This is a genomic window from Comamonas sp. UBA7528, from assembly GCF_002479375.1.
Classification (GTDB): Bacteria; Pseudomonadota; Gammaproteobacteria; order Burkholderiales; family Burkholderiaceae_C; genus Comamonas.
Genome location: NZ_DLMU01000004.1, coordinates 170,362 through 193,082 on the forward strand (window position 1 = coordinate 170,362; position 22,721 = coordinate 193,082).

A 22,721-nucleotide genomic window follows, 5' to 3' on the forward strand; every position below is an offset into this window, starting at 1 on the left:
CGGTGCAGCAGCAAAAAAAGCTGCGATGCATCGCAGCTTTTTTTTCATGGCTTAGTCCAAGTCCAGCCCAGCCGCCGTGGCCGGGCATCTGGCAAGGGGAGGAGTTACAGCTCTTCGACGCGGCGTGCGGGGTAGCTGTCCCAGCTCTGGCAACCGGGGCAATGCCAGAAATGGGTGCGGGCTTCGAAGCCGCAGGCGGCACAGCGGTAGCGCAGCAGCGGCTTGCTGGCATGGTCCAGCGCTTTTTGCACGGCGGGGTGGAACTGTTCCTGCTCCAGCTTTTCGCCTGCCAGCCACTTGGTGGCTGCGACCAGCGAGGGTTCGCGGGTCAAATGCTGCACATACCAGCTGCGGGCATCGGCCTGGGCGTCGCCGTCTTGGGAGGATGCCGGGGCTGCGCCCAGGGCGACCAAGGCGTCCAGCAGGTCCAGTGACGGCGTTTGCTGGTAGTGCTGGCGCAGCAGGGCTGCGGCATCGGCGGTGTGGTCGCTGGCGGCCGCCACTTCCAGCAGCAGCGGTGCGGCCAGTGGCAGGCCTTGTGGTGTTTCGCGCGACAGCGTGACCAGGGACTGGAAGGCGTCGTCGGAGCGTTGCAGGCGGTGCAGCACCTTGGCCAGTTCAATGCGTGGGCGGATGGATTGGGGGGCTATGGCCACGGCCTCATGCAGCAGGTCCATGGCGGGCTCCAGCTGGGCGTGGGCGGCTTTCTCGCTGGCTTGCTCGCACAGGTAATGGGCAAGGCGGGCGCTGAAGTCGCCCTGGTTGGCGGTCTGCATGCGGCGGGCAATGTCGGCGGCCAGTGGCCAGTCGCGTGAGCGTTCGTAGATGGCCAGCAGTGCCAGGCGGGACTCGGTCTCGTAGGGCGTGCCTTCCAGACGGCGCAGGGCTTCTTCGGCACGGTCCAGCAGGCCGGCTTTCAGAAAGTCCTGGGCCAGACCGTGCTGGGCACGTTCGCGGTCGGAGGTGCTCAGGTCTGCCCGCGACAGCAGGTGCTCGTGCACGCGCACGGCGCGGTTGTATTCGCCGCGGCGACGGAACAGATTGCCCAGCGCAAAGTGCAGCTCGGTGGTGTCGGGGTCGTTCTGCACAGCCTCGATGAAGGCATCAATGGCTTTGTCCTGCTGCTCGTTGAGCAGGAAGTTCAGGCCTTTGAAATAGGCCTTGGGTGCCTGGCGGTTTTCTGCGCGGATCTGGCGCAGGTCCAGGCGCGAAGCCAGCCAGCCCAGGATGAAGGCCAGCGGCAGGCCCAGCAGGATCCAGCTGAGGTCAAATTCCATGGATGCTCGAGGAAATGGTGTCGGAAGAGGTCACAGGTGCTGGCGTCTCGGCATTGGCGGGCGCAGGGACTGGCTTTTGGGCGTGGGCCGCAGCCTTGCGGTGCTTCCACCAACGCGGCACCATGCCGAGCACCCCGGCAATCAGGCCCAGGCCGAAGGCAGACAGTACCACCAGGACCAGAGGGGCTCGCCATTGCGTGCCAAAGAAGAAATGCACCGTGACTTCTTGCTGGTTGTTCAGCGCGAAGGCGAAGAGGGTGAAAAAAATGGCTGCCTTGAGCAGCCACAACAGGTATTTCATGCGCGCCCTTGTAGTGACGCTCTGATTCTAGAACCTTCGCTGCGCTTTTTGAGCCGGCGCAGCATGTGGATTCGAGGGCTCAGACCTTGCGTTGCAGGAGGGGGGTGGTGTCGCCGGCGGCCGTGGACACAGGGTGGTCCACATCTTCGCGCAGCGCCTTGCCGGGCTTGAAATGGGGGACGCGCTTGGCGGGAATCTGCACAGCTTCACCGCTGCGGGGGTTGCGGCCCAGACGGGGGGGGCGGCGGGTGACAGAGAAGCTGCCAAAACCGCGGATCTCAATGCGCTGGCCACGCACCAGGGCGTCGCTCACGGCGTCCAGGATGGTTTTCACGGCCAGTTCGGCATCGCGCTGGGTCAGCTGATCGAAGCGGGCGGCCAGTTCCTCGACGAGGTCAGATCGGGTCATCGCACAAAAGTGAGGCTAGGGTGAAAAGCGCAGCGGGCGCCGAGAGAGCGCCCGCTGCTTGCAAATCCTCAGTGTTAGCGCAGGGCTAACGCTGTGGGATTACTTGTCGGCGTCCAGCTTGGCACGCAGCAGAGCGCCCAGGCTGGTGGTGCCGGCATTTTCCTTGGAGGATTGGGCCGACAGGGAAGCCATGGCTTCTTGCTGTTCAGCTTGGTCCTTTTGCTTGATGGACAGCTGGATGTTGCGGGTCTTGCGATCCACGTTCACCACCACGGCGGTCACTTCGTCGCCTTCCTTCAGCACGGAGCGGGCATCTTCCACGCGATCGCGGGAGAGTTCGGACACGCGCAGGTAGCCGATGATGTCTTCGCCCAGATCGATTTCAGCGCCACGTTGGTCCACGGTCTTGACCTTACCGGTCACGATCTGGCCCTTGTCGTTCACGGTCACGAAGGTCGTGAAAGGATCGCTGTCCAGTTGCTTGATGCCCAGGGAGATGCGCTCGCGCTCCACGTCCACGGCCAGCACGATGGCTTCGACTTCCTGGCCCTTCTTGTAGTTACGAACAGCGGCTTCGCCGGTTTCGTTCCAGGACAGGTCGGACAGGTGCACCAGGCCGTCGATACCGGCAGCCAGACCCACGAACACACCGAAGTCGGTGATGGACTTGATAGGGCCCTTCACGCGGTCGCCGCGCTTGGTGTTCTGAGCGAATTCTTGCCAGGGGTTGGCCTTGCATTGCTTCATGCCCAGGGAGATGCGACGCTTGTCTTCGTCGATTTCCAGAACCATGACTTCCACTTCGTCACCCAGGGTGACCAGCTTGGAAGGAGCAATGTTCTTGTTGGTCCAGTCCATTTCGGACACGTGCACCAGACCTTCGATACCGGGTTCCAGTTCCACGAACGCGCCGTAGTCGGCAATGTTCGTGACCTTGCCGAACAGACGGGTGGCCGAAGGATAACGGCGCGACACGCCCATCCAAGGATCGTCGCCCATTTGCTTCAGGCCCAGGGACACGCGGTTCTTCTCGGTGTCGAACTTCAGGATCTTGGCAGTGATTTCCTGGCCGGCAGTCACCACTTCCGAAGGGTGACGCACGCGGCGCCATGCCATGTCGGTGATGTGCAGCAGACCGTCGATGCCGCCCAGGTCAACGAACGCACCGTATTCGGTGATGTTCTTGACCACGCCTTGCACGATGGCGCCTTCCTTCAGGGTTTCCATCAGCTTGGCGCGTTCTTCGCCCATGGAGGCTTCGACCACAGCGCGGCGCGACAGCACCACGTTGTTGCGCTTGCGATCCAGCTTGATGACCTTGAATTCCAGGGTCTTGTTTTCGTAGGGGGTCAGGTCCTTGATGGGACGGGTGTCGATCAGCGAACCAGGCAGGAAAGCGCGGATGCCGTTGACCAGAACGGTCAGGCCGCCCTTGACCTTGCCGGAGGTGGTGCCGGTCACGAATTCGCCGGATTCCAGCGCCTTTTCCAGCGACAGCCAGGAAGCCAGACGCTTGGCGGTGTCGCGCGACAGGATGGTGTCGCCGTAGCCGTTTTCGATGGAGCCGATGGCCACGGACACGAAGTCACCCACTTGGACTTCGACTTCGCCCTGGTCGTTCTTGAACTCGTCCAGAGGCACGTAGGCTTCCGACTTCAGGCCAGCGTTCACCACCACGAAGTTGTGCTCAACGCGCACGACTTCAGCGGTAATGACTTCGCCAGGACGCATTTCGGTGCGTGTCAACGACTCTTCAAAAAGGGCTGCAAAAGATTCAGACATGTAGTTCCTTGACTGCAAACAGGTTTCCGTCGGCACCATTGCCGGCGTTTTTATGTCTGTAAGCAGAGGCTTGCAGGTGTCACCCTGCGGGTTAAAAGGTTGCAAACCGCAGCACCAGTGCGCATGAAAAAGGCGCGAATGTGGTGTGCGGACCCAGTGCTCAGCCTTGTGCGGCGGGCGCAAAAGGCTGGCGCGCTGCCCACCAGTCCATCACCTGTTGTACGGCTTCTTCGGCCGTGCCGGTGGAGTTGTCCAGTTGCAGCGCGTCTTCTGCGGGCTTGAGGGGGGCGGCTGCGCGATGCATGTCGCGCGCATCCCGGGCTTCAAGGTCCGCAAAAAGCGCCTGCATATTAGCAGGAAGTCCCTTGGAAATCAACTGCTTATACCTACGCTCGGCGCGGCATTGCACGCTGGCCGTGAGGTAGACCTTCAGCGGCGCCTGGGGGAAGATCACCGTGCCCATGTCACGGCCGTCGGCCACCAGGCCGGGCAGGGTGCGAAAAGCGTGCTGCACGCCCAGCAGGGCGCTGCGCACGGCCGGGAAGGCCGAGACTTTGGAGGCATTCATGCCTGCTTCCTCGGAGCGGATGGCCAGCGAGACATCTTCGCCATTGACCAGTACGCGCTGGTCGGGGGTGAATTCCAGCTGCTGCGCTGCAATCAGCGCCGCAATGCGTTCGGCGTTGGCGGCTTCCAGGGCCATGCCGGCGCGGGTGGCCACCAGACCGGTGATGCGGTAGAGCGCGCCGGAATCCAGCAGATGGTAGCCCAGGCGTTCGGCCACCTGGGCTGCCACGGTGCCTTTGCCGGAGCCGGAGGGGCCGTCGATGCAGATCACCGGAATCTGCTGTGCCGGGGTGTCGCACACGGCAAACAGCGATTCAAAGAAGTCCGGGAAGGTCTTGCCCACGCACTGCGGGTCCTCAATGCGCACCGGCAGGCCGGCCGGATTGAAGGCAGCCAGTGCGAAGCACATGGCCACGCGGTGGTCGTCATAGGTGTGGATGCTGGCGGCTTTCCATCCGGCAGCACTGGCGGGTGGGGTGATGCGGATGTAGTCCGCGCCTTCTTCCACTGTGGCGCCGAGCTTGCGCAGTTCGCAGGCCATGGCGGCGATGCGGTCGGTTTCCTTGACGCGCCAGCTGGCGATATTGCGCAGCGTGGTCGTGCCCTGGGCGTACAGCGCCATCACGCCCAGCGTCATGGCGGCGTCGGGAATGTGGTTGCAGTCCAGATCGATAGCCTTCAGCGGCCAGGCGCCACGGCCTACCTGCAGCCAGTTGGGGCCGCTTTCCACCTGCGCTCCCATGGCCTGGGCGGCCTCCACAAAACGGATGTCACCCTGGATGGAGTCCTTGCCCACGCCCAGAATCCGCACGCCCGGCTGGCCGGGTGTGGCGGCTGCGAGGGCGCCGAGGGCGATGAAGTAGCTGGCGGACGAGGCGTCGGCTTCCACATGGATGGCGCCCGGCGACTGGTAGCGGCTGCCGGCAGGAATCACAAAGCGCTGCCAGCTTTCGTTGCGAACCTGGATGCCAAAACGCGCCAGCAGTTCCAGTGTGATGTGGATGTAGGGCTTGGAGATCAGTTCCCCCACCACCTCGATGGTGATGGCCTTGTCCGTAGCCAGCAGGGGCAGTGCCATCAGCAGCGCGGTCAGGAACTGGCTGGAGACATCGCCGCGCACCTGGATGGGGGCGTCACTCCAGCAGCTGAAGTCCGGCTGGCCGATTTTCAGCGGCGGGAAGCCTGCATCCTTGAGGTAATCGATCTGGCAGCCCAGCTGGCGCAGCGCATCGACCAGGTCGCCGATCGGGCGTTCGTACATGCGGGGCACGCCTGTCATTTCAAAGTTGCCACCCAGCAGGGCCAGGGCGGCGGTCAGCGGGCGCATGGCGGTGCCGGCATTGCCCAGGAACAGGGTGGCGGCCGTGCCAGCGGGCAGCCGGCCGCCAATGCCGGTCACGGCAATCGGCTGGCTGGGTGTGACGGCGTCAGGAGTGATGGTGCAGCCCAGTTGCTTGAGTCCGGCCAGCATCACGCGGGTGTCGTCGGAATCCAGCAGGTCGTGGATGGTGGTCGTGCCCTGGCTCAGCGCGGCCAGCAGCAGTACGCGGTTGGAAATGCTTTTGGAGCCGGGCAGGCTGACGGTGCCGCCGGCCGTGGCCAGCGCGGGAAGGTCCAGGAATGCGGTGCGGTACATGCAGGAGGAATTCTCAAAAATACAGTCAGGCCGGCGTGCGTGTCGCAGGGGGCTGGCCCATGGTCCAGTGCAGGCGGGCAGTGCTGGACCGGGTCAGCAGGGCTTGCAGCGCCTGGTCGTCATCGGCCAGCATGGCCTGTTCCAACTGCTGCAGTGCTTGTTGGAAGTGGCGGGACTGGGCCAGCACTTCTTTTTTGTTGGCCAGCAGCACATCGCGCCACAGGCGGGGCTCGCCGCCAGCAATGCGTGTGAAGTCCCGAAAGCCGGGGCCGGCCAGCGACAGAAAATGGGCCGCTTCCGGCTGGGCCAGTATGCCGTTCATCATGGCAAAGGCCAGCAGGTGGGGCAGGTGGCTGACGGCCGCGAAGGCGGTGTCGTGTGTTTCCGGTGCCATGCGGGTCACGCGGCAACCCAATGCCTTCCACAGTGCTTCGGCATGCTGCAACTGGGGTGCCAGGGTGTGCTCGGTGGGGGTCAGCACCACCAGGGCATTGCGGTACAGGTGGACGTCGGCGTGTTCGACGCCGGCCACTTCCTTGCCGGTGATGGGGTGGGCTGGCACAAAGCTGCCGAAGCTGTTGCCCAGTGCGTTGCGCGCAGCGTGCACCACATCGGTCTTGGTGGAGCCAACGTCCATCACCAGCGTGCGGGGGGTGACCTGCTGCTGTATGGATTGGAGCGTGGCTTCGGTGGCGGCCACTGGCATGGCCAGCAGCACCAGGTCGGCACCGGAGGCGGCCATGGCGGCGGTGGGCGCGATGTCATCAATCACGCCCATCTGGCGGGCGCGTTCGGTGGTGGAGGGGGATTTGCTATAGCCGACCACACGCTTCACCAGACCGGCTTCTTTCAGCGCCAGCGCAAACGAGCCGCCCATCAGGCCACAGCCGATCAATCCCAGTTGTTCAAACATGCGGGAGCGTCCTCAGGCTGCAGCCACGGGGTAGGTGCCCAGCACCTTGTAGAAGGCGCTCAGGCTCTGCAGCTCGGCCAAGGCCTTTGCCATGTTGGGCTGGGCCGGGTGACCTTCCAGGTCGATGTAGAAGTAGTACTCCCACTGGCCGGTCCGGGCCGGACGCGATTCGAAACGCGTCATGGAGACGCCGTGCGTCTTCAGGGGGACCAGCAGATCGTGCACGGCGCCGGGGCGGTTGGGCACGGAAATGACCAGGCTGGTGCAGTCCTTGCCTGTGGGGGCAGGTGTGGCCAGGGTGTGAGGCAGGCAGATGACAGCAAAGCGCGTGCGGTTGTAGGCGTCGTCCTGGATGGCGTGACTGACGATGTGCAGGCCAAACTGCTGTGCGGCGCGTTCGCTGCTGATGCCGGCCCAGCCGGGGTTCAGGGCTGCCAGACGGGCGCCTTCGGCATTGCTGTCGACCGGGCGGCGCTCGGCATGGGGCAGGTGTTTGGACAGCCAGGCGTGGCACTGTGCCAGGGCCTGGGGGTGGGCCGCCACCACCTCGATGCCGTCGAGCGTGTTGCTGGTGCGCAGCAGGTTATGGCGGATCAGCATGCTCACCTCGCCCACGATGTGGCAAGGCGAGTTGCGGAACATGTCCAGGGTGCGGTTGACCACGCCTTCGGTCGAGTTTTCCACGCCCACCACGCCGTACTGGGCGCTGCCGGCGGCGGTGGCGTGGAACACTTCTTCAAAGGTGTTGCAGTACAGGAAGTCGGCGGCACCGCCAAAGTACTGCACCGCGGCTTCTTCGCAGAAGGTGCCTTCGGGGCCGAGCACGGCCACGCGCTGGGGCGATTCCAGCGCCAGACAGGCGGACATGATTTCACGCCAGATGGCGGCCACATGCGCGCCCTTGAGCGGGCCGGGGTTGTGGGTCTTGATCTTTTCGATGACCTGGGCCACGCGGTCGGGACGGAAGAAGGTGGAGCCTTCCAGCTTCTTCAGGTCGCCCACTTGCTCGGCCACGCGGGCGCGCTGGTTGACCAGCTCCAGCAATTGCTTGTCCAGGCTGTCGATTTCGTTGCGCAGCTTCAGCAGCTCGGGGCTGGCTTGGGGTTCTGTGCTCATGGCATCCTCAAAATGCAAAAGCAGCCTGTACGCATGCAGGTGACAAACGTTTGCCATAGAGCGTTGCGGCAAATCGTGGTGCTGCACGCACCGGCGGCTTGTTTTTTATCTGTGCGGGGTGGTGGAGGTCAGGCGTCAGGCGCTGGTGCGCTCGAATTCACGCATGTAGTCGACCAGTGCCTGCACCCCCGCCAGCGGCATGGCGTTGTAGATGCTGGCGCGCATGCCGCCCACGGACTTGTGGCCCTTGAGCTGGAGCAGGCCACGTGCCTTGGCGCCGGCCAGGAAGGCATCGTTGCGGCTTTCGTCACGCAGCAGGAACGGCACGTTCATGCGCGAGCGGTAGGCCTTGTCGACCTTGTTCACGTACAGCTGCGAGTCATCGATATAGCCATACAGCAACTCGGCCTTGGCGATGTTGCGCGCTTCCATGGCGGCCACGCCGGTCAGGCTGCCTTCGGTCTGGCGCTGGAGCCATTGGAAGGTGAGGCCTGCCATATAGATGCCCCAGGTGGGCGGCGTGTTGAACATGCTCTGGTTGTCTGCCACGGTCTTGTAGTCGAACGCCGTGGGGCAGGCCGGCAGGGCGCGGCCCAGCAGGTCTTCGCGCACGATGACGATGGTCAGGCCGGCCGGGCCGATGTTCTTTTGCGCGCCGCCAAAAGCCAGGCCCACGCGGCTCCAGTCCACCGGGCGCGAGGCCACGTGCGAGGAGAAGTCGATCACTAGCGGGGCGTTGCAGCCCAGGGCCTGCAGGTCGGGCAGTTGCTGGAACTCCACGCCGTGGATGGTTTCGTTGCTGCACAGGTGCACGTAGGCCGCATCGCTGCCCAGCTTCCAGCTGGCGGCATCGGGCACGCTGGTGAAGTTGCTGGCCTCGCCGCTGGCGGCCAGGCGGTTGCTGGCGTACTTGCCGGCTTCCTTGAAAGACTTCTGGCTCCAGCTGCCGGTCACTACGAAGTCCACCGCACCGCCTTGCGACAGGTTCAGCGGAACGATGGCGTTTTCGGCCAGGCCGCCGCCTTGCATGAACAGGATCTTGAAGTTTGCGGGCACGGCCAGCAGGCTGCGCAGGTTGGCTTCTGCCGCTTCGTAGATGCTGATGAATTCCTTGCCGCGGTGGCTCATCTCCATCACGCCCATGCCGGAGCCTTGCCAGTCCAGCATCTCGGCAGCGGCTTGCTGCAGGACTTCTTCGGGGATGGCGGCGGGGCCGGCGGAAAAGTTGTAAGGGCGCGTCATGGTCGGCTATCAAATCGGGCTGCAGCGCCACGGTAGTCGGCGCAGTCAGCTATCAAAAATGCAATGTTAGGCGAAAAAACACCCCACAGCTTGCGCAGTGGGGTGTGGGGCTTATTCCGCCGAGGGTGCCTCGGGGGTGTCATCGCCTTCGGTGGCCTCCCCGGGGTTGGCTTCCGGGTCGCCTTCGGCGTCGCTGTTGGCGTCGTTTTCGGCAATCCGCTGCAGGCCGCTGAGCTTGGCGCCTTCGTCCAGTGCAATCAGTGTGACGCCCTGGGTGGCACGGCCCATTTCGCGGATCTCTGCCACCCGGGTGCGCACCAGCACGCCGGTGTCGGTGATCAGCATGATCTCGTCTTCGGTGCCGACCAGGGTGGCGGCCACGACCTTGCCGTTGCGTTCGGACTGCTGGATGGCAATCATGCCTTTGGTGCCGCGGCCGTGGCGGGTGTACTCACCGATGTGGGTGCGCTTGCCGTAGCCGTTTTCGGTGGCGGTCAGCACGCTTTGCGAGCCTTCGACCACGTTGCCGGTGCCGTCGTCGGCTTCGGCCACCAGCATGGCAATCACGTTTTGCGTGTCGTCGATGTTCATGCCGCGGACACCGCGGGCATTGCGGCCCATGGGGCGGACATCGTTTTCGTCGAAGCGCACCGCCTTGCCGCCGTCAGAGAACAGCATCACGTCGTGCTTGCCATCGGTGAGTGCGGCGCCAATCAGGAAGTCGCCTTCGTCCAGGCCCACGGCAATGATGCCGGCCTTGCGCGGGTTGCTGAACTCCGTCAGCGGCGTCTTCTTGACGGTGCCCATGCTGGTGGCCATGAAGACGTAGTGGTCTTCTGGGAAGCTGCGGTTGTCACCGGTGAGCGGCAGCACCACGTTGATCTTCTCGCCTTCTTGCAGCGGGAACATGTTGACGATGGGGCGTCCGCGCGAGCCGCGCGAGCCTGCAGGCACTTCCCAGACCTTGAGCCAGTAAAGGCGGCCGCGGTTGGAGAAGCACAGCAGGTAGTCGTGCGTGTTGGCGATGAAGAGCTGGTCGATCCAGTCGTCTTCCTTGGTGGAAGTGGCCTGCTTGCCGCGGCCACCGCGCTTTTGTGAGCGGTATTCGGATAGCGGCTGGCTCTTGATGTAGCCGGTGTGCGAGAGCGTCACCACCATGTCGGTGGGGGTGATCAGGTCTTCGGTGGACAGGTCTTGCGCGCTGTACTCGATGGTGGAGCGGCGCATGCCCTTCTTGGATTGGCCGAATTCGGTCTTCAGTGTGGTCAGCTCGTCACCGATGATGGTGGACACGCGGGCGGGCTTGGCCAGGATGTCCAGCAGGTCTTCGATGGCGGCCATGATCTCGCGGTATTCGGCGACGATCTTGTCCTGTTCCAGGCCGGTCAGGCGCTGCAGGCGCATTTGCAGGATTTCCTGCGCTTGCGTGTCGGAGAGACGGTACAGGCCATCCTGGCCCAGACCAAATTCGCGTTCCAGCGATTCCGGGCGGTAGTCGTCGGCATTGACCACGCCGCCGTCTTCGCGGGTGCGGGTGAGCATTTCGCGCACCAGCTTGCTGTCCCAGCTCTTGGCCATCAGCTCGGCCTTGGCCACCGGTGGGGTGGGGGCGTTGCGGATGATGGCGATGAAGTCATCGATATTGGCCAGCGCCACGGCCAGGCCTTCCAGCACGTGGCCCCGGTCTCGCGCCTTGCGCAGCTCGAACACGGTGCGTCGGGTTACCACTTCGCGGCGGTGCTGCAGGAAGACCTGCACCAGATCCTTGAGGTTGCACAGCTTGGGCTGGCCGTCGACCAGCGCGACCATGTTGACGCCGAAGGTGTCCTGCAGCTGGGTCTGCTTGTACAGATTGTTCAGCACCACTTCGGGCACTTCGCCGCGCTTGAGTTCGATCACCAGGCGCATGCCGGATTTGTCCGACTCGTCCTGGATGTGGCTGATGCCTTCGATCTTCTTTTCGTGCACCAGCTCGGCCATGCGCTCTTGCAGGGTCTTCTTGTTCACCTGGTAGGGGAGCTCGTCCACGATGATGGACTGGCGCTGGCCCCGGTCGATGTCTTCAAAGTGCACCTTGGCGCGCATCACCACACGGCCGCGGCCGGTGCGATAGGCTTCCTTGACACCATTGATGCCGTAGATGATGCCGGCGGTGGGGAAGTCGGGCGCGGGCACGATTTCCATCAGGTCGTCCACGCTGGCTTCCGGATTGCGCAGCAGGTGCAGGCAAGCGTCCACCACTTCGTTGAGGTTGTGTGGCGGGATATTGGTGGCCATGCCCACGGCAATACCAGCCGAGCCGTTCACCAGCAGATTGGGCAGGCGGGCCGGCAGGGTCAGCGGCTCGCTTTCGGAGCCGTCATAGTTGGGGCCGAAATCGACGGTCTCCTTGTCGATGTCGCCCAGCATTTCGTGGGCGATCTTGGAGAGGCGGATTTCCGTGTAACGCATGGCAGCGGCGCTGTCGCCGTCCACCGAACCGAAGTTGCCCTGGCCATCGACCAGCATGTGGCGCAGGGAAAAATCCTGGGCCATACGCACGATGGTGTCGTACACGGCGCTGTCGCCGTGGGGGTGATACTTACCAATCACGTCCCCGACGATACGCGCCGATTTTTTGTAGGGGCGGTTCCAGTCGTTATTGAGCTCGTGCATGGCATAGAGCACACGACGATGCACGGGCTTCAGGCCATCGCGCGCATCAGGGAGTGCGCGGCCCACAATTACGCTCATTGCGTAATCGAGGTAACTGCGGCGCATCTCTTCTTCTAGGCTGATGGGAAGTGTTTCTTTGGCAAACTGGGTCATGTACTCTTATACGGTGACAGCGAAGAGCGGTCATTTTAGGGTGAATGGCATGTTGCTGCCAGGCAACACATGTCCGGTATTAGGCTTTTGTCCTACTGTTGGTGCCCAAGGGCCTTGGCTTTTGCTCTGTTACGTATGGCACAATCAAAACCAGCGTTCTTGGTGATGGTCACTAATGACGTCCTCAATTCCGTGGTCCGGCCACGGCTCAATCCCCAAGAGGAGAACCATGAAGAAACTGAACAAAGTAGCGATGCTGTTCGCAACCGCCGCCCTGGCAACTGCCGCTGGCGCTCAAGTCAAGGCAGCTAACGGTGGCAATGTCATCGACAACTGGCAGAACGGCACCGGCGAACACGTCTGGAAGAACGGCACGAACGAACTGTGCTGGCGCGATGCCAACTGGACGCCTGCTACTGCTGCTGTGGGTTGCGACGGTGCTCTGCAGCCCGCTCCTGCTGTGGCTCCTGCTCCCGCTGCTGTTGCTCCCGCTCCCGCTCCCGCTCCCGCCGTGGCTTCGAAGGTGACCTTCGCTGCTGACGCTTTCTTTGACTTCGACAAGGCTGTTCTGAAGCCCGAAGGCAAGGCCAAGCTGGATGACGTGGCCTCCAAGGTCAAGGACATCAACCTGGAAGTCGTGATTGCTGTGGGTCACACCGACTCCATCGGCTCTGACGCTTACAACCAAAAGCTGTCGGTGCGTCGCGCTGAAGCCGTGAAGGCTTACCTGGTGTCCAAGGGCATCGCCAAGGACCGCGTGTACACCGAAGGCAAGGGCGAAAAGCAACCCGTGGCCGACAACAAGACCAAGGAAGGCCGCGCCAAGAACCGTCGCGTGGAAATCGAAGTGGTCGGTACCCGCGCCGCTCAGTAATCTTCGGATTGCCTCTAAAAAGCCCCGGCAACGGGGCTTTTTTTATTCCTGCTGATATGCCCGTGGATGGGTGACAATCTTTCACTATGAGCCAAAGTACCAATGTGGATCCAGCCGAGCTGGAGAAATTTGCCAGCCTGGCCCACCACTGGTGGGATACAGAGAGTGAATTCAAGCCTTTGCACCAGATCAATCCGCTGCGCCTGGCGTGGATTGACGGTCTTGCCTCGCTGAAGGGCAAGCAGGTGCTGGATGTAGGCTGTGGTGGTGGCATCCTGGCCGACTCCATGGCGCGCAAGGATGCGCAGGTGCTGGGGATCGATCTGGCCACCAAGTCACTGCGCGTGGCGCAGCTGCATGCGTTGGAAGCCGGCACCACGGGCGTGCAATACCGCGAGGTGCCGGTGGAGGTGCTGGCGGAAGAGAAGCCGGGTGCCTTTGATGTGGTGACCTGCATGGAGATGCTGGAGCATGTGCCGGATCCGGCCTCGGTGGTGCGGGCTTGCGGTCAGTTGGTCAAGCCGGGTGGCTGGGTGTTTTTCTCCACCATCAACCGCAATCCCAAGGCGTATGCCTTGGCCATTGTGGCGGCGGAGTATGTGCTCAAGATGCTGCCGCAGGGTACCCATGAATTCGACAAGTTCATCCGCCCCAGCGAGCTGGCGCAATTTGCCATGGATGCGGGCTTGGTCGTTGATTCGGCCAAGGGAATGGAGCACAACCCTTTGACGGGGCGTTACTGGTTGAGTGGCGACACCAGCGTGAACTACCTGCTGGCGACACGCCGGCCCGTCCTGTGATGGCCGTGCCCTGGAATGGCGTGCGCGCCGTGTTGTTTGACCTGGACGGCACTTTGCTGGACAGTGCTCCGGATCTGGCCGCCGCAGCGAATGTATTGCGTCGCGATGCGGGCCTGGATGATTTGCCGCTGTCGCATTACCGGCCTTTTGTGGGCACGGGCGCACGCGGAATGCTGCGCATTGCGCTGGGTCTGCAGCCGGATATGCCAGAGTTCGAGCTGCGCCGCGAAGAGTTCTTTCAAGCCTATGAGGGCTTGCTGATGCAGCATTCGGGCCTGTTTGCCGGAGTGCCGCAGCTGGTGCAGGGGTTGGAGCAGCAAGGTCGTCCCTGGGGCATTGTGACCAACAAGTCCGAGCGCTTTACGCTGCCGATTGCCCGCCAGGAGGCGACGCTGGGTCGGGCGGCGGTGGTGGTCTGTGGTGATACCACGCCACATGCCAAGCCACATCCGGCACCCTTGCTACATGCATGTGAGCGCCTGGGCATCTTGCCGGAGCACGCCATTTACGTGGGGGACGATGAGCGGGACATGCAGGCGGCGCGTGCCGCAGGGATGCGCGGTGTGGCTGCGGATTACGGCTATCTGGGCGGCGTGGACAGTACAGCCGGCTGGAATCCGGATGCTGCAATTAAAAATCCCCTGGAGCTCTTGAAGTTGCTGGGGATGGACTAAGATACGGTCTATGGGGCTGTCCTGGTTTCGACGTGGGTTCGGGATCAGCGCGGTGCATGCCGAGCTTGAGTGACGCTCGTAAATCTCCATTCAAAAAACTAACTGCAAACGACGAACGTTTCGCACTCGCCGCTTAATCCGGTGAGCCTTGCAACAGCACGTTGATGGGCTGGGCAAGGGGGTAGAAATACCTCCAGGCTGCAAGGGAATTTACATCAGCTGGTTCTGCGCCGGGTACCTTGGTGTGGAACAAGAAAATAGGGTACTGGCCTTGTTTGCAGCGTGCGCCTGCGCGGCAAACCGGGTGAGATTCAAAACAGAACGCTAAGCATGTAGATCTGTCTGACGAAGGCTTGCGGACGCGGGTTCAATTCCCGCCAGCTCCACCATCCACAGCAACGCCACACAATGAGAGCCATTGTGTGGCGTTCGTCTTTTTGCCACGTTGGTTGCCCTCTGTTGCGCTGAGATTCACACCAAATTCACACCAGAATCACACGGGCAAAATTCAGGTTACGGCGCGCAGGGTGGGCTTGGGCTTCTGGTAGTCCTCGCGAATGAACTTGCCGTAGGTGCGGAAGACCATCTCCACATCCTCGTGCCCAAGCTGCTGGGCGACATACCAAGGGCTCGCCCCAGCCGTAAGCAGTGTGGACGCAAAAGTGTGCCGGATCTGGTACGGGTTCCGATACTCGATTCCTGAGCGCTTCATGATCGGCAGCCAGGCCGACTTGCGTATCTGAGCGTCTGTTTCCCAAGGCTCGAGTGTTCGAGGGTTCAAGAAGACGCGGCTGCCGCGCAGCATGCTGATGGATTTTTGAGCCTTTAATGCAGCCATTGCATCAGAGTTCAGATCCACTGTCCGGATGCCTGCGGCAGTTTTGGCGCCTTGACCACGCCGGCAACTTGATTCCATTCAATGCGGGCTGTGGCATTGTCGAAGTCAATGTACTGCCACTCCAGCGCCTGCAGCTCGCCGGGGCGCAGCCCTGTATTGAACCAGAACAAGAAGGTGGGATGCTCGTCGGCCCGACATGCCTGCAAGATGCTTTCCCGCTCGGCCTGCGTGAACGGCTGGATCACATAGTCGCTGGCCTTGCTGGTCTGGCGGATCAGCTTCACCAGGGCAATGCGGTCGAACGGGTTGCTGACAATGATTCCATTGTTCAGTGCATCCTCAAACACGGAACGCAGAGGGATCAGCATGTTCCGGATGGCTTTGGAGGTGCAGTCCATCTAGCTGACCCAGTCACGCAGTGCAGATGGCGTGACTTCTTCCAGCCCCCAGCCGTGCCAATGGCGCATGCGCTCGCCGTTGATGCTCTTGGCATATCCGCGGAACGTTGCTGGTGACATCTTCCCGTTGTCGACTTGCTTTTGGTATAGCTGCAGTTGCTTTTCCAGCAGCGTTTCCATCATGCTAGTGACGATGGTTTTGCGCTTTGCATTCGGGCTACCGGGGAAATACTCTTTGTAGTCAAACGAGCCGTTGGCCACCTTGCGCCGAATCTCGTTGCGCAAATTGCTGGCATACAGAATCGAAGCCTTGTTGATGGTGCAGGGTGGCAGCAGTTCTCTGCACTGCTTGGCATTCCAGGTAAAGGCGATTTGAATGCGGGCTCCGGTGGCAGTTTCCCGGATGGTTACGCCCGGCGGGGTTGAGGGAGTTGGCTTTTTATCCATTTATCGGCTTCCTTGATGTTGACGTAGAGGCGGCGAGCAATAAAGGCACAGTGCTTTCCATCCAGCCATACGCCTTCACGGCGGCGGTTGTGAACGGTCATGCGAGTGACGCCGGTTAGCTCATGAAATTTTTCAGCGAGTACCCATTTGGGCTCGATTGATGCAACTGCTGGTGGTGGCGGCGCTTGGGTTTCGGTGGCGACGGTGTTCATGGCATGGACGTAAAAAAGCCCCGCTCAAAATGGTGGGGCTGGTTGTCGTAGGGGGCGAGATCGGGGGGGGCTCATGTTGTGCCGCGCGTCTGCAACTGGGCGCGCTGCAGCCGCAGCAGGTTAGCGGCGCTCACGCCACGGACGTATGTCCATTGGCGTGCCCATAGCCGCTTCCAGCGCTTGGGCGCTTGGCGTGGATCGCCGTGGAAGTCGCGGAATTTCCCGTCGATGCATGGCGTGTCGAGAAAAGAAGCGAGAAAGCGTTTGCGGCGCTGGCGTTGTGTGGCAGTGGTCATGGGTGTTGCTCCTGTAGCTTCATGAACACCAGCCAATGCGTCATTCCGGCGCGACCGCTGACTTGGCCGAACAGCGGCTTCTCCGGCGGAAGGTCCAGCACCTCGCGGAGCTTCACCTGGGTCTCGTTCCACTTGAACACCAGCACGCCCTCGGGCTCCAGGACGCGGAAGCATTCGGCGAAGCCCTGGCGCAAGTCGTCGCTGAGCTTCCCGTGTTTGGCCGCGAGCCAACTGCGCGGGCCGGCGCGCTCAAGGTGTAGCGGGTCGAATGCCACCAGCCGGAACGAGTCGTCCGGCTCAGGCAGCGCGCGGAAGTCCATGAGCATGCCGGGCTCGATGGTCAGCGTGCGCGTGCCGTCATCGCGGTGCGATCAGTCAGTGACGGTCAGGGTTTCACTGCGGCGATCGCCGAAGATGGCGCGCGGGTCGGCCTTGTCGAACTACATCATTCGGCTGCCACAGCAGGGGGCGAATACGCGGGGTGTAGCGTTGGTCATAGCTGATTCCAGAATGAGAAAGGCCCGCGGTGGGCGGGCTGGGGGCGGCCACGCTCCAGCCAAAGCCACGAAGGCGCTTGCAGCCGGATCAGGTGCTCAACAGCCCAGGAAGTGGTTCCGCTGTCCATAGTCGCGATGGCGTGAAAAACGCATGGTCATCGCCTTACTGTTCGAGACGGGGCAGTAATGAAAAAGCCCGCTTGCAGCCGGCTGGGTGTAAAGACGCCGGTGCCCGCGGATGCGGGTGTGCCTAGGGAAAGAGAAGGGGGGCGGGCAGAAGCGCTACCCAGGCTCGGCGAGAGAGAGAAGGTATCCAGTCCTCTGGTGTGAACGGCTGCGTTGGGTCAGTCGCAAACGTGACCTAAGGTCAACATTTGCGCTTGTCTTGCCACACCTCAAATCGGACCATTCCGGCCGCTGATAGTGGGATCACAATCGAAGATAGAAGCTTGATAGGCAGTGAATAACTCTTGTCGTACGTTTGCCCACATCAACAACAGCAGATTAACGGGACCCATCTTGAGCAATCATGGTTCGCATATGAAGAGCATCCGTTTTTTTGACCGTCTGATAGATGGAGTGGTAACAAGTCTCATTCGATCCAGACGGCTTTTGCTAAAAACTGTTGTCGGCGTTTTTTTTATTGCTGCCATACTGATAGCGTCCACTTGGCATAATCTGCGCGAGTCGCGTGGGTACCACGTTCAACGCGGCGTGGACGCTTCTGTCAACCAAGCCCGGTTGTTGAGCTACGAGCTCAACACCGAGATGCGGCTGATTGATAACGCCCTTTCGACTATTGCGCATGAGTTTTATCAGTCCGGGGCAACTGCACAAACATTTGAATCGGCAGTAATCAAGCAGGCTGCTTTGCTTCCTTTCTCCAAAGCAGTACGTGTTGCCGATGCCAATGGCATGGTGCGCCTGGGCCTTTTGCCCGATGAGCAGCCTTTTTCGATTGCGGATCGGGTGTACTTTGAAGAAGTCAAACGCTCGGACAAGATGATCATCTCGGAACCCTTGATCAGCCGGTCGTTCAAGGAATGGAGCGTGGTGCTTAGCAGAAGGCTGGAGAGCGCAAACGGTACCTTCAAGGGCGCTGTTTTTGTGGTGCTGGATGTTGAGCATTTCCGCAACCTGTTCGAAAAGCTGACTCCCGGTGAAGACAGCGCAACCACGCTGCGTTCTGCAGAAGGCCGCTTGGTAGCCCGCTATTCAGAGGCTGATCCCACGTCGCGCATAGGCATTGGTGGCACGCTAACGTCAATAGCGCTGAAGGAAACTGTCCGCCGCAGCCCTGAGCAAGGGTGGTACATCACCAAAACAGCCCTGGACGGCATTGAGCGAATTACCGCCTACCAACGCCTGTCCTCCCCTTACCCTCTGACGGTCTATACCGGCATCAGCACTGAAAGCTACCTGCAGCCTTGGCGCAGTGAAGCCGTGCGTGCTTGGGGCCTGACAGGGCTTTGTGTGCTGCTTATGGCGCTTGGTGCAGGAAGCCTGTTTCTGCACCAGCAGCGAGAATTGGCTGACAAGTTGCGCAATGCAGAGTTGCTGACAGAGCAAAGCTTCTTTGTTGAAAATGACCTGATCGGCATGATCAAGGTGCGCGACCGGAAAATACTCTGGGCCAACAAGGCCATGGCGCGCATGCTGGGTATGAATATTTCTGATCTGAACCAGCAGTCCAAGCTTTGCATTTATCCGGACCAAGAGACATACGAATGGATCGGGCGGCTGTCCGGCGAAGCACTCAGCCAGAACAAGCACTTCCGCACCGAAGTGCAGTTGCAAAAAAGCAATGCTCAAACCTTCTGGGTGGACGCCAATGCCGCACAGATCACAGAAACGGATTCTGTGTGGATTTTTGTGGATATAGACGCCCATAAAAAGCTCCAACAAGAAACCGAACACCAAGCCACCCACGACGCTTTGACAGGTCTGGCCAACCGCCGGCTTATGGTCATGCAGATGGAGCGTTTCATTGCACTTGCCAACCGCCACCTGAGCTCAGTTGCCATTTGCTTTATAGATCTGGACGGGTTCAAGGCTGTGAACGACACCTACGGGCACGATGCCGGCGATGTCGTTCTGCAGACCGTAGCCAAGCGCCTGAAAAGTGCAGTGCGTGAGCACGATTGTGTTGCCCGCCTGGGCGGGGACGAGTTCCTGGTGATGCTGACCGGACGTAACGATCGCGAAAGCGTTGTGCACACCATGCAGCGCTGCCTGCAGGAAGTGCTGATCTCTATCGTGGTGGAAGACATCCACACGACGAAAGTGGGTTGCAGCATCGGTATTGCCTACTATGAATTTGATAACGAGTCATGCGATTCGTTGATTGAGCGTGCTGATGAAGCCATGTACATGGCAAAGCACGCAGGCAAAGGGTGCGTCATTGAATCAAACAGGCAAACAAGAAGCGAAGACTCTGGACAGACCACATAAGGAATGGCATCAGTTTGGCGCCAAGCTTGGCATCTGTGCCCAAACTTGTGTCTTCCCTTCCCCCATTTGCCGGGGGCTGGCCGCATTCTGCAGCGTTTGCAGCTGCTGAAGTAGCCGTAGAAAAGCCCGCATGCTGCGGGCTTTCTTCTTGAGGCATGGTTGCTTCGATCGCAAACGCTGCGCGCCCTTTGCCCGCAGTCCACGATGGCGGCTTGATGCGGCCGGTCCAAGTAGCGCCGGTTGAAGCGGTGTGCTACCTAGGGCCCTCCCAACGTGATCAAGTTTGAAGGGCTCCTGCCGAGTGGGGCGGGCGCTCATCGATTTATTCACACAGGAATCTCAGCGCGCAAGGCGTCATATTTCGCAGACAGGTTACGGCGCTCATGCTCGTCAGGCAGTTCGCCAATCAGTCCTCCCGCATCATCCAGTGCCTCCAACGTATTGGCCTTGAGCATCATGTCCAGGACCTGCGGAGCGGTGAAGCCAATGGCCCGGGGCGAACTCACTGTCTGCGGCGCTGGTGTTTGGCTTGCGGACGGTCCATCGACCACCCCATCTTCATCTGGGCCAGCCGTGGGCATGTCTTCCGGCACCACAGCGAATTCGCCGTCGATGATGGTGCTGGCGTCCAGGCCTTGATCCTTACCAGCGTCGGCCATGCCGTCCAGCGTGGCGGCAGTCTGGAACTCGATGGAGAGCGGCAGGTACTTGGCCAGCCGGCGGATCACGGTCTTGCGGCCCATCTCCGTGAAGTTTTCTTTCCAGGGGCCGTAGTTGCCCTTGCTCTGGGTGCTGCGCATGATCTGCTCGACCTGCAGACGGCTCATGAACTCGAAACAGTGCCCGCCATCCTTGAGCTTTGCCACGGCATAGAAGCCGATCACATCGCCACGTTCGCCCATGGCAGGACGGTGCTCCAGCTTTTCATCCAGGCCATACACTAGGTCGAATTTGTCGTTCTCGCAGACCTCGTGTGCGGCAATGCTCACGATCTGGCCGCTGCGGCGCGCCAGGTCAATCAGGCCCTTGTAGCCGATGATCACCTGCACGCTGTTGACCCAGCGCTCATTGCCGTTGCCGTCTTTGCGCTTCGTATTGAATGGCACCAGGTAGGCGTGGCCCAGCACGGTGTTGGGCTCCAGGCCCATCTGGGCGCACTGGCCGATGGCGCCGACCAGGCTGGCCACATCGCACTTTGCCAGGGCCGGGGTGGTGGTTGCTGCGATCTGGGCAACCTTCAGCAGGCGCTCGGCATTCAGATGCTTGGGCAGCATCTTGGCGATCTCGCCCTTCTTGGTCATCAGCAGGTGAGCGATCTGCTCTTTGGGCTTCATCTGGGCCAGTGGGCGGTTGACGGCTGCGGCCTGGGGGATGCTGGTGCTCATGCGTGCTCATGCGTGCTCCTGGGTGTTGCCGCGCAGGGCGGCTTCGTTGTGGTCGACGAGCTGCTTGAATTCGAGCAGCTCGGTTTCCATGTTGTCGATGTAGTCGTCATTGCGCGGAACGCGCCAACGGGTGAAGTCGCGGCCGATGCTGGCCAGGGCGGGGCAGTAGATACAGAAGTCCCACGGTGATCCACATCCCGCCTTGGACCTGATCCATGAAGTCTCTGATGTCGTTGTCGACCAGCGCGGTGCGCAGGCGCAGCGGGTCGACCAAGCATTTGTATTCGGCACCGCCGCTGGGGCCGATCAAGCCGTCAGCACTCGCGCCGAATGCGTTGTCGACCGTGGTCACAAAGCCGCAGGGATCCACAACCAGGTCGGCGTGCTGTTCGTGCGCGGCCCTGGCCATGGGCTCCAGCTCGTGCCCGCGATTCATGGCCCAGGTCTCGACCCCTGCATCCAGTGGCTCGTAGCTGATGCGCTCGATGGCCAGACGGAAGGCATAGTTCTTGGCCGCCTCGGAGAAGTCGCCCACGGGCAGGCCCTCAATGGCGCGCTGCACGGTTTCCGTCAGTTTCGGCTTGGTCTTGTAGCCGGCCTTTGCGGCTGCGGCCTCGATGGTCATGCCCGCCCGGATGGCAGCCACCAGCTCCGACTGCTGGACTGTCAGCCCACCAACGCGCTCACGCGCTGTCTTGAACATGCTGGCAGTGATGACGCCTGCCCGGGCACGCTTCCATTCGTCCGTGCCCTGGGCGCTGTAGTGAACAAGGAACGGTGGCAAGTCGGTGAGCGCATTCATGGATACCTCGCAAAGATGGTCACTGCGGCGGCCAGCAGAGCGAGTGCGCTGATGCCAAGCCACTTGAGCAGGTCCAGAAAATAAGAAGCCCGCAACGAGGCGGGCTGGTGGAGGGGAGTGGTGGTGTTCACGCAGAACCTCGCACACCGGCAGTGGTGATGCCCGCGATGACGCTGCCGGCGCGCAGCAGGCCGGCGCTGTATGCCGCGTCGCGGGTGCTGAAGGTGCCAGCACTGGGCTGGCCGTTCACGATGTAGATGAAGCGCATGAGATCTCCTAAAGCTGGGTGGCGGCCTGAGCGGCGACGATGGCCACGGCCAGAATGAACAAAGCCCGCTTGATGGCGGGCTTCTTCTTGCGGCGCGGCAGGCGCTGGAGTTGGATGGTTGGGCGCATGCTGGCTCTCAATCAGAGAAGCCGGCCCGGCGCTCCACCTGGGCGTCCTGGCGCAGGGCCTGGCGGTGGGTGTCGTAGGCGCTGAGGATGGCCTCGTCGATGCTCGGCTCCAGCAGCGGGGCGATGTTCACGCCGCGGTGCCAGATGGCCGAGACAGACAGGTCAAAGTCATCGCCGTAGTGGATCAGCGTGTCCAGCGTGACGCCCTCGACGGTCACCTGAAAGCGCGCAGTGTCAGGCTCATAGGGCGGCAGGGCATTTGCATCGGAGGGTATGGCACGCAGCGGGAGTCGGGCGTTCATGCATGCTCCTGTTTGAAAGCAAAAAGGCCCGCCGAAGCGAGCCTTAGAAATGAAAAAGCCCGCTGGGGCGGGCTGGGGAGAGATTAAGCAGCAGAGATATTTATGTTGGTCCGTCTTGGACGTAGACAAACACTAGTTGACCAGTGTGGGACGAAAGTACATGGATGCATTCAATCCGTGGACAACGCCTGCAGCGTGTGAACTGGTTGTGCCCACCCGTGTGCGGGGGCCTGGTCGGTCCACACTTTGATGTGGGGCGGCTCGCTGATCACACCACCAAAAATGGTGGCAAAAGCAA

General features: G+C 61.5%; 22 protein-coding genes, 1 other RNA gene and 1 pseudogene. 5 read left to right on the forward strand and 19 right to left on the reverse strand.

What is annotated here, in order from left to right; translation table 11 throughout:
- Nucleotides 1–104: 104 nt before the first annotated feature.
- The 9 genes from lapB to gyrA form a co-directional block, all read right to left on the reverse strand.
- Nucleotides 105–1,277: a lipopolysaccharide assembly protein LapB gene (gene lapB / locus B3349_RS04875; RefSeq protein WP_291586889.1), complete on the reverse strand. Its 1,173-nt coding sequence runs from the start codon at nt 1,275–1,277 to the stop codon at nt 105–107.
- The gene (locus tag B3349_RS04880) at nt 1,267–1,578 is read right to left on the reverse strand and encodes a LapA family protein (RefSeq protein WP_291586891.1); all 312 of its coding nucleotides are present in this window, start codon (nt 1,576–1,578) and stop codon (nt 1,267–1,269) included. The genes lapB and B3349_RS04880 overlap by 11 nt, the downstream gene beginning before the upstream one ends.
- A gap of 79 nt (nt 1,579–1,657) precedes the next feature.
- Nucleotides 1,658–1,987, reverse strand: a complete 330-nt coding sequence (locus tag B3349_RS04885) for an integration host factor subunit beta (RefSeq protein WP_291586893.1) — start codon at nt 1,985–1,987, stop codon at nt 1,658–1,660.
- A 99-nt stretch (nt 1,988–2,086) separates the two neighbouring features.
- A complete protein-coding gene (gene rpsA, locus B3349_RS04890; RefSeq protein WP_291586895.1) occupies nt 2,087–3,808 on the reverse strand; it encodes a 30S ribosomal protein S1 in 1,722 nt (573 codons plus the stop codon).
- Between the two features lie 121 nt (nt 3,809–3,929).
- Entirely contained in the window at nt 3,930–5,972 is a 2,043-nt protein-coding gene (locus B3349_RS04895; protein WP_291586897.1) for a bifunctional 3-phosphoshikimate 1-carboxyvinyltransferase/cytidylate kinase, read from the reverse strand.
- A 25-nt stretch (nt 5,973–5,997) separates the two neighbouring features.
- On the reverse strand, nt 5,998–6,885 hold the full coding sequence (locus B3349_RS04900; protein WP_291586899.1) for a prephenate dehydrogenase: 888 nt from the start codon (nt 6,883–6,885) through the stop codon (nt 5,998–6,000).
- Nucleotides 6,886–6,897: 12 nt separating this feature from the next.
- The gene (gene pheA, locus B3349_RS04905; protein WP_291586901.1) at nt 6,898–8,001 is read right to left on the reverse strand and encodes a prephenate dehydratase; all 1,104 of its coding nucleotides are present in this window, start codon (nt 7,999–8,001) and stop codon (nt 6,898–6,900) included.
- 135 nt (nt 8,002–8,136) lie between these two features.
- Entirely contained in the window at nt 8,137–9,243 is a 1,107-nt protein-coding gene (gene serC, locus B3349_RS04910; RefSeq protein WP_291586903.1) for a 3-phosphoserine/phosphohydroxythreonine transaminase, read from the reverse strand.
- A 111-nt stretch (nt 9,244–9,354) separates the two neighbouring features.
- Entirely contained in the window at nt 9,355–12,051 is a 2,697-nt protein-coding gene (gene gyrA, locus B3349_RS04915) for a DNA gyrase subunit A (protein ID WP_291586905.1), read from the reverse strand.
- Nucleotides 12,052–12,280: 229 nt separating this feature from the next.
- Between gyrA and ompA the strand changes: the two genes are divergently transcribed.
- The 4 genes from ompA (at nt 12,281) to ssrA (ending at nt 14,788) form a co-directional block, all read left to right on the forward strand.
- Nucleotides 12,281–12,925: an outer membrane protein OmpA gene (ompA, locus tag B3349_RS04920; RefSeq protein WP_066534514.1), complete on the forward strand. Its 645-nt coding sequence runs from the start codon at nt 12,281–12,283 to the stop codon at nt 12,923–12,925.
- An 86-nt stretch (nt 12,926–13,011) separates the two neighbouring features.
- Nucleotides 13,012–13,725, forward strand: coding sequence for a bifunctional 2-polyprenyl-6-hydroxyphenol methylase/3-demethylubiquinol 3-O-methyltransferase UbiG (gene ubiG, locus B3349_RS04925; protein WP_280011312.1), 714 nt, complete (start codon nt 13,012–13,014; stop codon nt 13,723–13,725).
- Nucleotides 13,725–14,399: an HAD-IA family hydrolase gene (locus B3349_RS04930; protein ID WP_291586908.1), complete on the forward strand. Its 675-nt coding sequence runs from the start codon at nt 13,725–13,727 to the stop codon at nt 14,397–14,399. Before ubiG ends, B3349_RS04930 begins: the two co-directional genes overlap by 1 nt.
- A gap of 12 nt (nt 14,400–14,411) precedes the next feature.
- Nucleotides 14,412–14,788, forward strand: a transfer-messenger RNA (tmRNA) gene (ssrA, locus tag B3349_RS04935).
- A gap of 119 nt (nt 14,789–14,907) precedes the next feature.
- Here the strand turns inward: ssrA and B3349_RS04940 are convergent.
- From B3349_RS04940 to B3349_RS04965, 6 genes and pseudogenes are all read right to left on the reverse strand, one after another.
- A complete protein-coding gene (locus B3349_RS04940) occupies nt 14,908–15,258 on the reverse strand; it encodes a tyrosine-type recombinase/integrase (protein WP_291586910.1) in 351 nt (116 codons plus the stop codon).
- Complete coding sequence (locus B3349_RS04945) at nt 15,249–15,605, reverse strand: site-specific integrase (RefSeq protein ID WP_291586911.1); 357 nt, start codon at nt 15,603–15,605, stop codon at nt 15,249–15,251. Before B3349_RS04945 ends, B3349_RS04940 begins: the two co-directional genes overlap by 10 nt.
- A 30-nt stretch (nt 15,606–15,635) precedes the next feature.
- On the reverse strand, nt 15,636–16,082 hold the full coding sequence (locus tag B3349_RS04950) for an Arm DNA-binding domain-containing protein (protein WP_291586912.1): 447 nt from the start codon (nt 16,080–16,082) through the stop codon (nt 15,636–15,638).
- Nucleotides 16,043–16,294, reverse strand: coding sequence for an excisionase family protein (gene xisR / locus B3349_RS04955; RefSeq protein ID WP_291586914.1), 252 nt, complete (start codon nt 16,292–16,294; stop codon nt 16,043–16,045). The genes B3349_RS04950 and xisR overlap by 40 nt, the downstream gene beginning before the upstream one ends.
- Before the next feature lie 71 nt (nt 16,295–16,365).
- Nucleotides 16,366–16,590, reverse strand: a complete 225-nt coding sequence (locus B3349_RS04960; RefSeq protein WP_291586916.1) for a hypothetical protein — start codon at nt 16,588–16,590, stop codon at nt 16,366–16,368.
- A pseudogene (locus tag B3349_RS04965) lies at nt 16,587–17,006 on the reverse strand (SAM-dependent methyltransferase). The gene B3349_RS04960 and the pseudogene B3349_RS04965 overlap by 4 nt, the downstream one beginning before the upstream one ends.
- Nucleotides 17,007–17,627: 621 nt before the next feature.
- Here B3349_RS04965 and B3349_RS04970 point away from each other — a divergent pair.
- Nucleotides 17,628–19,538, forward strand: a complete 1,911-nt coding sequence (locus B3349_RS04970) for a sensor domain-containing diguanylate cyclase (RefSeq protein ID WP_291586917.1) — start codon at nt 17,628–17,630, stop codon at nt 19,536–19,538.
- Between the two features lie 326 nt (nt 19,539–19,864).
- Here B3349_RS04970 and recT read toward each other — a convergent pair whose 3' ends face one another.
- From recT to B3349_RS04990, 4 genes are all read right to left on the reverse strand, one after another.
- Nucleotides 19,865–20,923, reverse strand: a complete 1,059-nt coding sequence (gene recT / locus B3349_RS04975; protein ID WP_291586918.1) for a recombination protein RecT — start codon at nt 20,921–20,923, stop codon at nt 19,865–19,867.
- 106 nt (nt 20,924–21,029) lie between these two features.
- Nucleotides 21,030–21,725, reverse strand: coding sequence for a YqaJ viral recombinase family protein (locus tag B3349_RS04980; RefSeq protein ID WP_291586919.1), 696 nt, complete (start codon nt 21,723–21,725; stop codon nt 21,030–21,032).
- Nucleotides 21,726–21,852: 127 nt separating this feature from the next.
- Nucleotides 21,853–21,993, reverse strand: a complete 141-nt coding sequence (locus tag B3349_RS04985) for a hypothetical protein (RefSeq protein ID WP_291586921.1) — start codon at nt 21,991–21,993, stop codon at nt 21,853–21,855.
- A gap of 136 nt (nt 21,994–22,129) precedes the next feature.
- Nucleotides 22,130–22,423, reverse strand: coding sequence for a hypothetical protein (locus tag B3349_RS04990; RefSeq protein WP_291586923.1), 294 nt, complete (start codon nt 22,421–22,423; stop codon nt 22,130–22,132).
- Between the last annotated feature and the right edge of the window lie 298 nt (nt 22,424–22,721).

Coding starts and splice junctions, on each gene's coding strand:
- lapB (WP_291586889.1), bottom strand. CDS start 1,277: ATGGAATTTGACCTCAGCTGGATCCTGCTGGGCCTGCCGCTGGCCTTC.
- B3349_RS04880 (WP_291586891.1), bottom strand. CDS start 1,578: ATGAAATACCTGTTGTGGCTGCTCAAGGCAGCCATTTTTTTCACCCTC.
- B3349_RS04885 (WP_291586893.1), bottom strand. CDS start 1,987: ATGACCCGATCTGACCTCGTCGAGGAACTGGCCGCCCGCTTCGATCAG.
- rpsA (WP_291586895.1), bottom strand. CDS start 3,808: ATGGTGCCGACGGAAACCTGTTTGCAGTCAAGGAACTACATGTCTGAA.
- B3349_RS04895 (WP_291586897.1), bottom strand. CDS start 5,972: ATGTACCGCACCGCATTCCTGGACCTTCCCGCGCTGGCCACGGCCGGC.
- B3349_RS04900 (WP_291586899.1), bottom strand. CDS start 6,885: ATGTTTGAACAACTGGGATTGATCGGCTGTGGCCTGATGGGCGGCTCG.
- pheA (WP_291586901.1), bottom strand. CDS start 8,001: ATGAGCACAGAACCCCAAGCCAGCCCCGAGCTGCTGAAGCTGCGCAAC.
- serC (WP_291586903.1), bottom strand. CDS start 9,243: ATGACGCGCCCTTACAACTTTTCCGCCGGCCCCGCCGCCATCCCCGAA.
- gyrA (WP_291586905.1), bottom strand. CDS start 12,051: ATGACCCAGTTTGCCAAAGAAACACTTCCCATCAGCCTAGAAGAAGAG.
- ompA (WP_066534514.1), top strand. CDS start 12,281: ATGAAGAAACTGAACAAAGTAGCGATGCTGTTCGCAACCGCCGCCCTG.
- ubiG (WP_280011312.1), top strand. CDS start 13,012: ATGAGCCAAAGTACCAATGTGGATCCAGCCGAGCTGGAGAAATTTGCC.
- B3349_RS04930 (WP_291586908.1), top strand. CDS start 13,725: ATGGCCGTGCCCTGGAATGGCGTGCGCGCCGTGTTGTTTGACCTGGAC.
- B3349_RS04945 (WP_291586911.1), bottom strand. CDS start 15,605: ATGCTGATCCCTCTGCGTTCCGTGTTTGAGGATGCACTGAACAATGGA.
- B3349_RS04950 (WP_291586912.1), bottom strand. CDS start 16,082: ATGGATAAAAAGCCAACTCCCTCAACCCCGCCGGGCGTAACCATCCGG.
- xisR (WP_291586914.1), bottom strand. CDS start 16,294: ATGAACACCGTCGCCACCGAAACCCAAGCGCCGCCACCACCAGCAGTT.
- B3349_RS04960 (WP_291586916.1), bottom strand. CDS start 16,590: ATGACCACTGCCACACAACGCCAGCGCCGCAAACGCTTTCTCGCTTCT.
- B3349_RS04970 (WP_291586917.1), top strand. CDS start 17,628: ATGAAGAGCATCCGTTTTTTTGACCGTCTGATAGATGGAGTGGTAACA.
- recT (WP_291586918.1), bottom strand. CDS start 20,923: ATGAGCACCAGCATCCCCCAGGCCGCAGCCGTCAACCGCCCACTGGCC.
- B3349_RS04980 (WP_291586919.1), bottom strand. CDS start 21,725: ATGAATGCGCTCACCGACTTGCCACCGTTCCTTGTTCACTACAGCGCC.
- B3349_RS04985 (WP_291586921.1), bottom strand. CDS start 21,993: ATGCGCTTCATCTACATCGTGAACGGCCAGCCCAGTGCTGGCACCTTC.
- B3349_RS04990 (WP_291586923.1), bottom strand. CDS start 22,423: ATGAACGCCCGACTCCCGCTGCGTGCCATACCCTCCGATGCAAATGCC.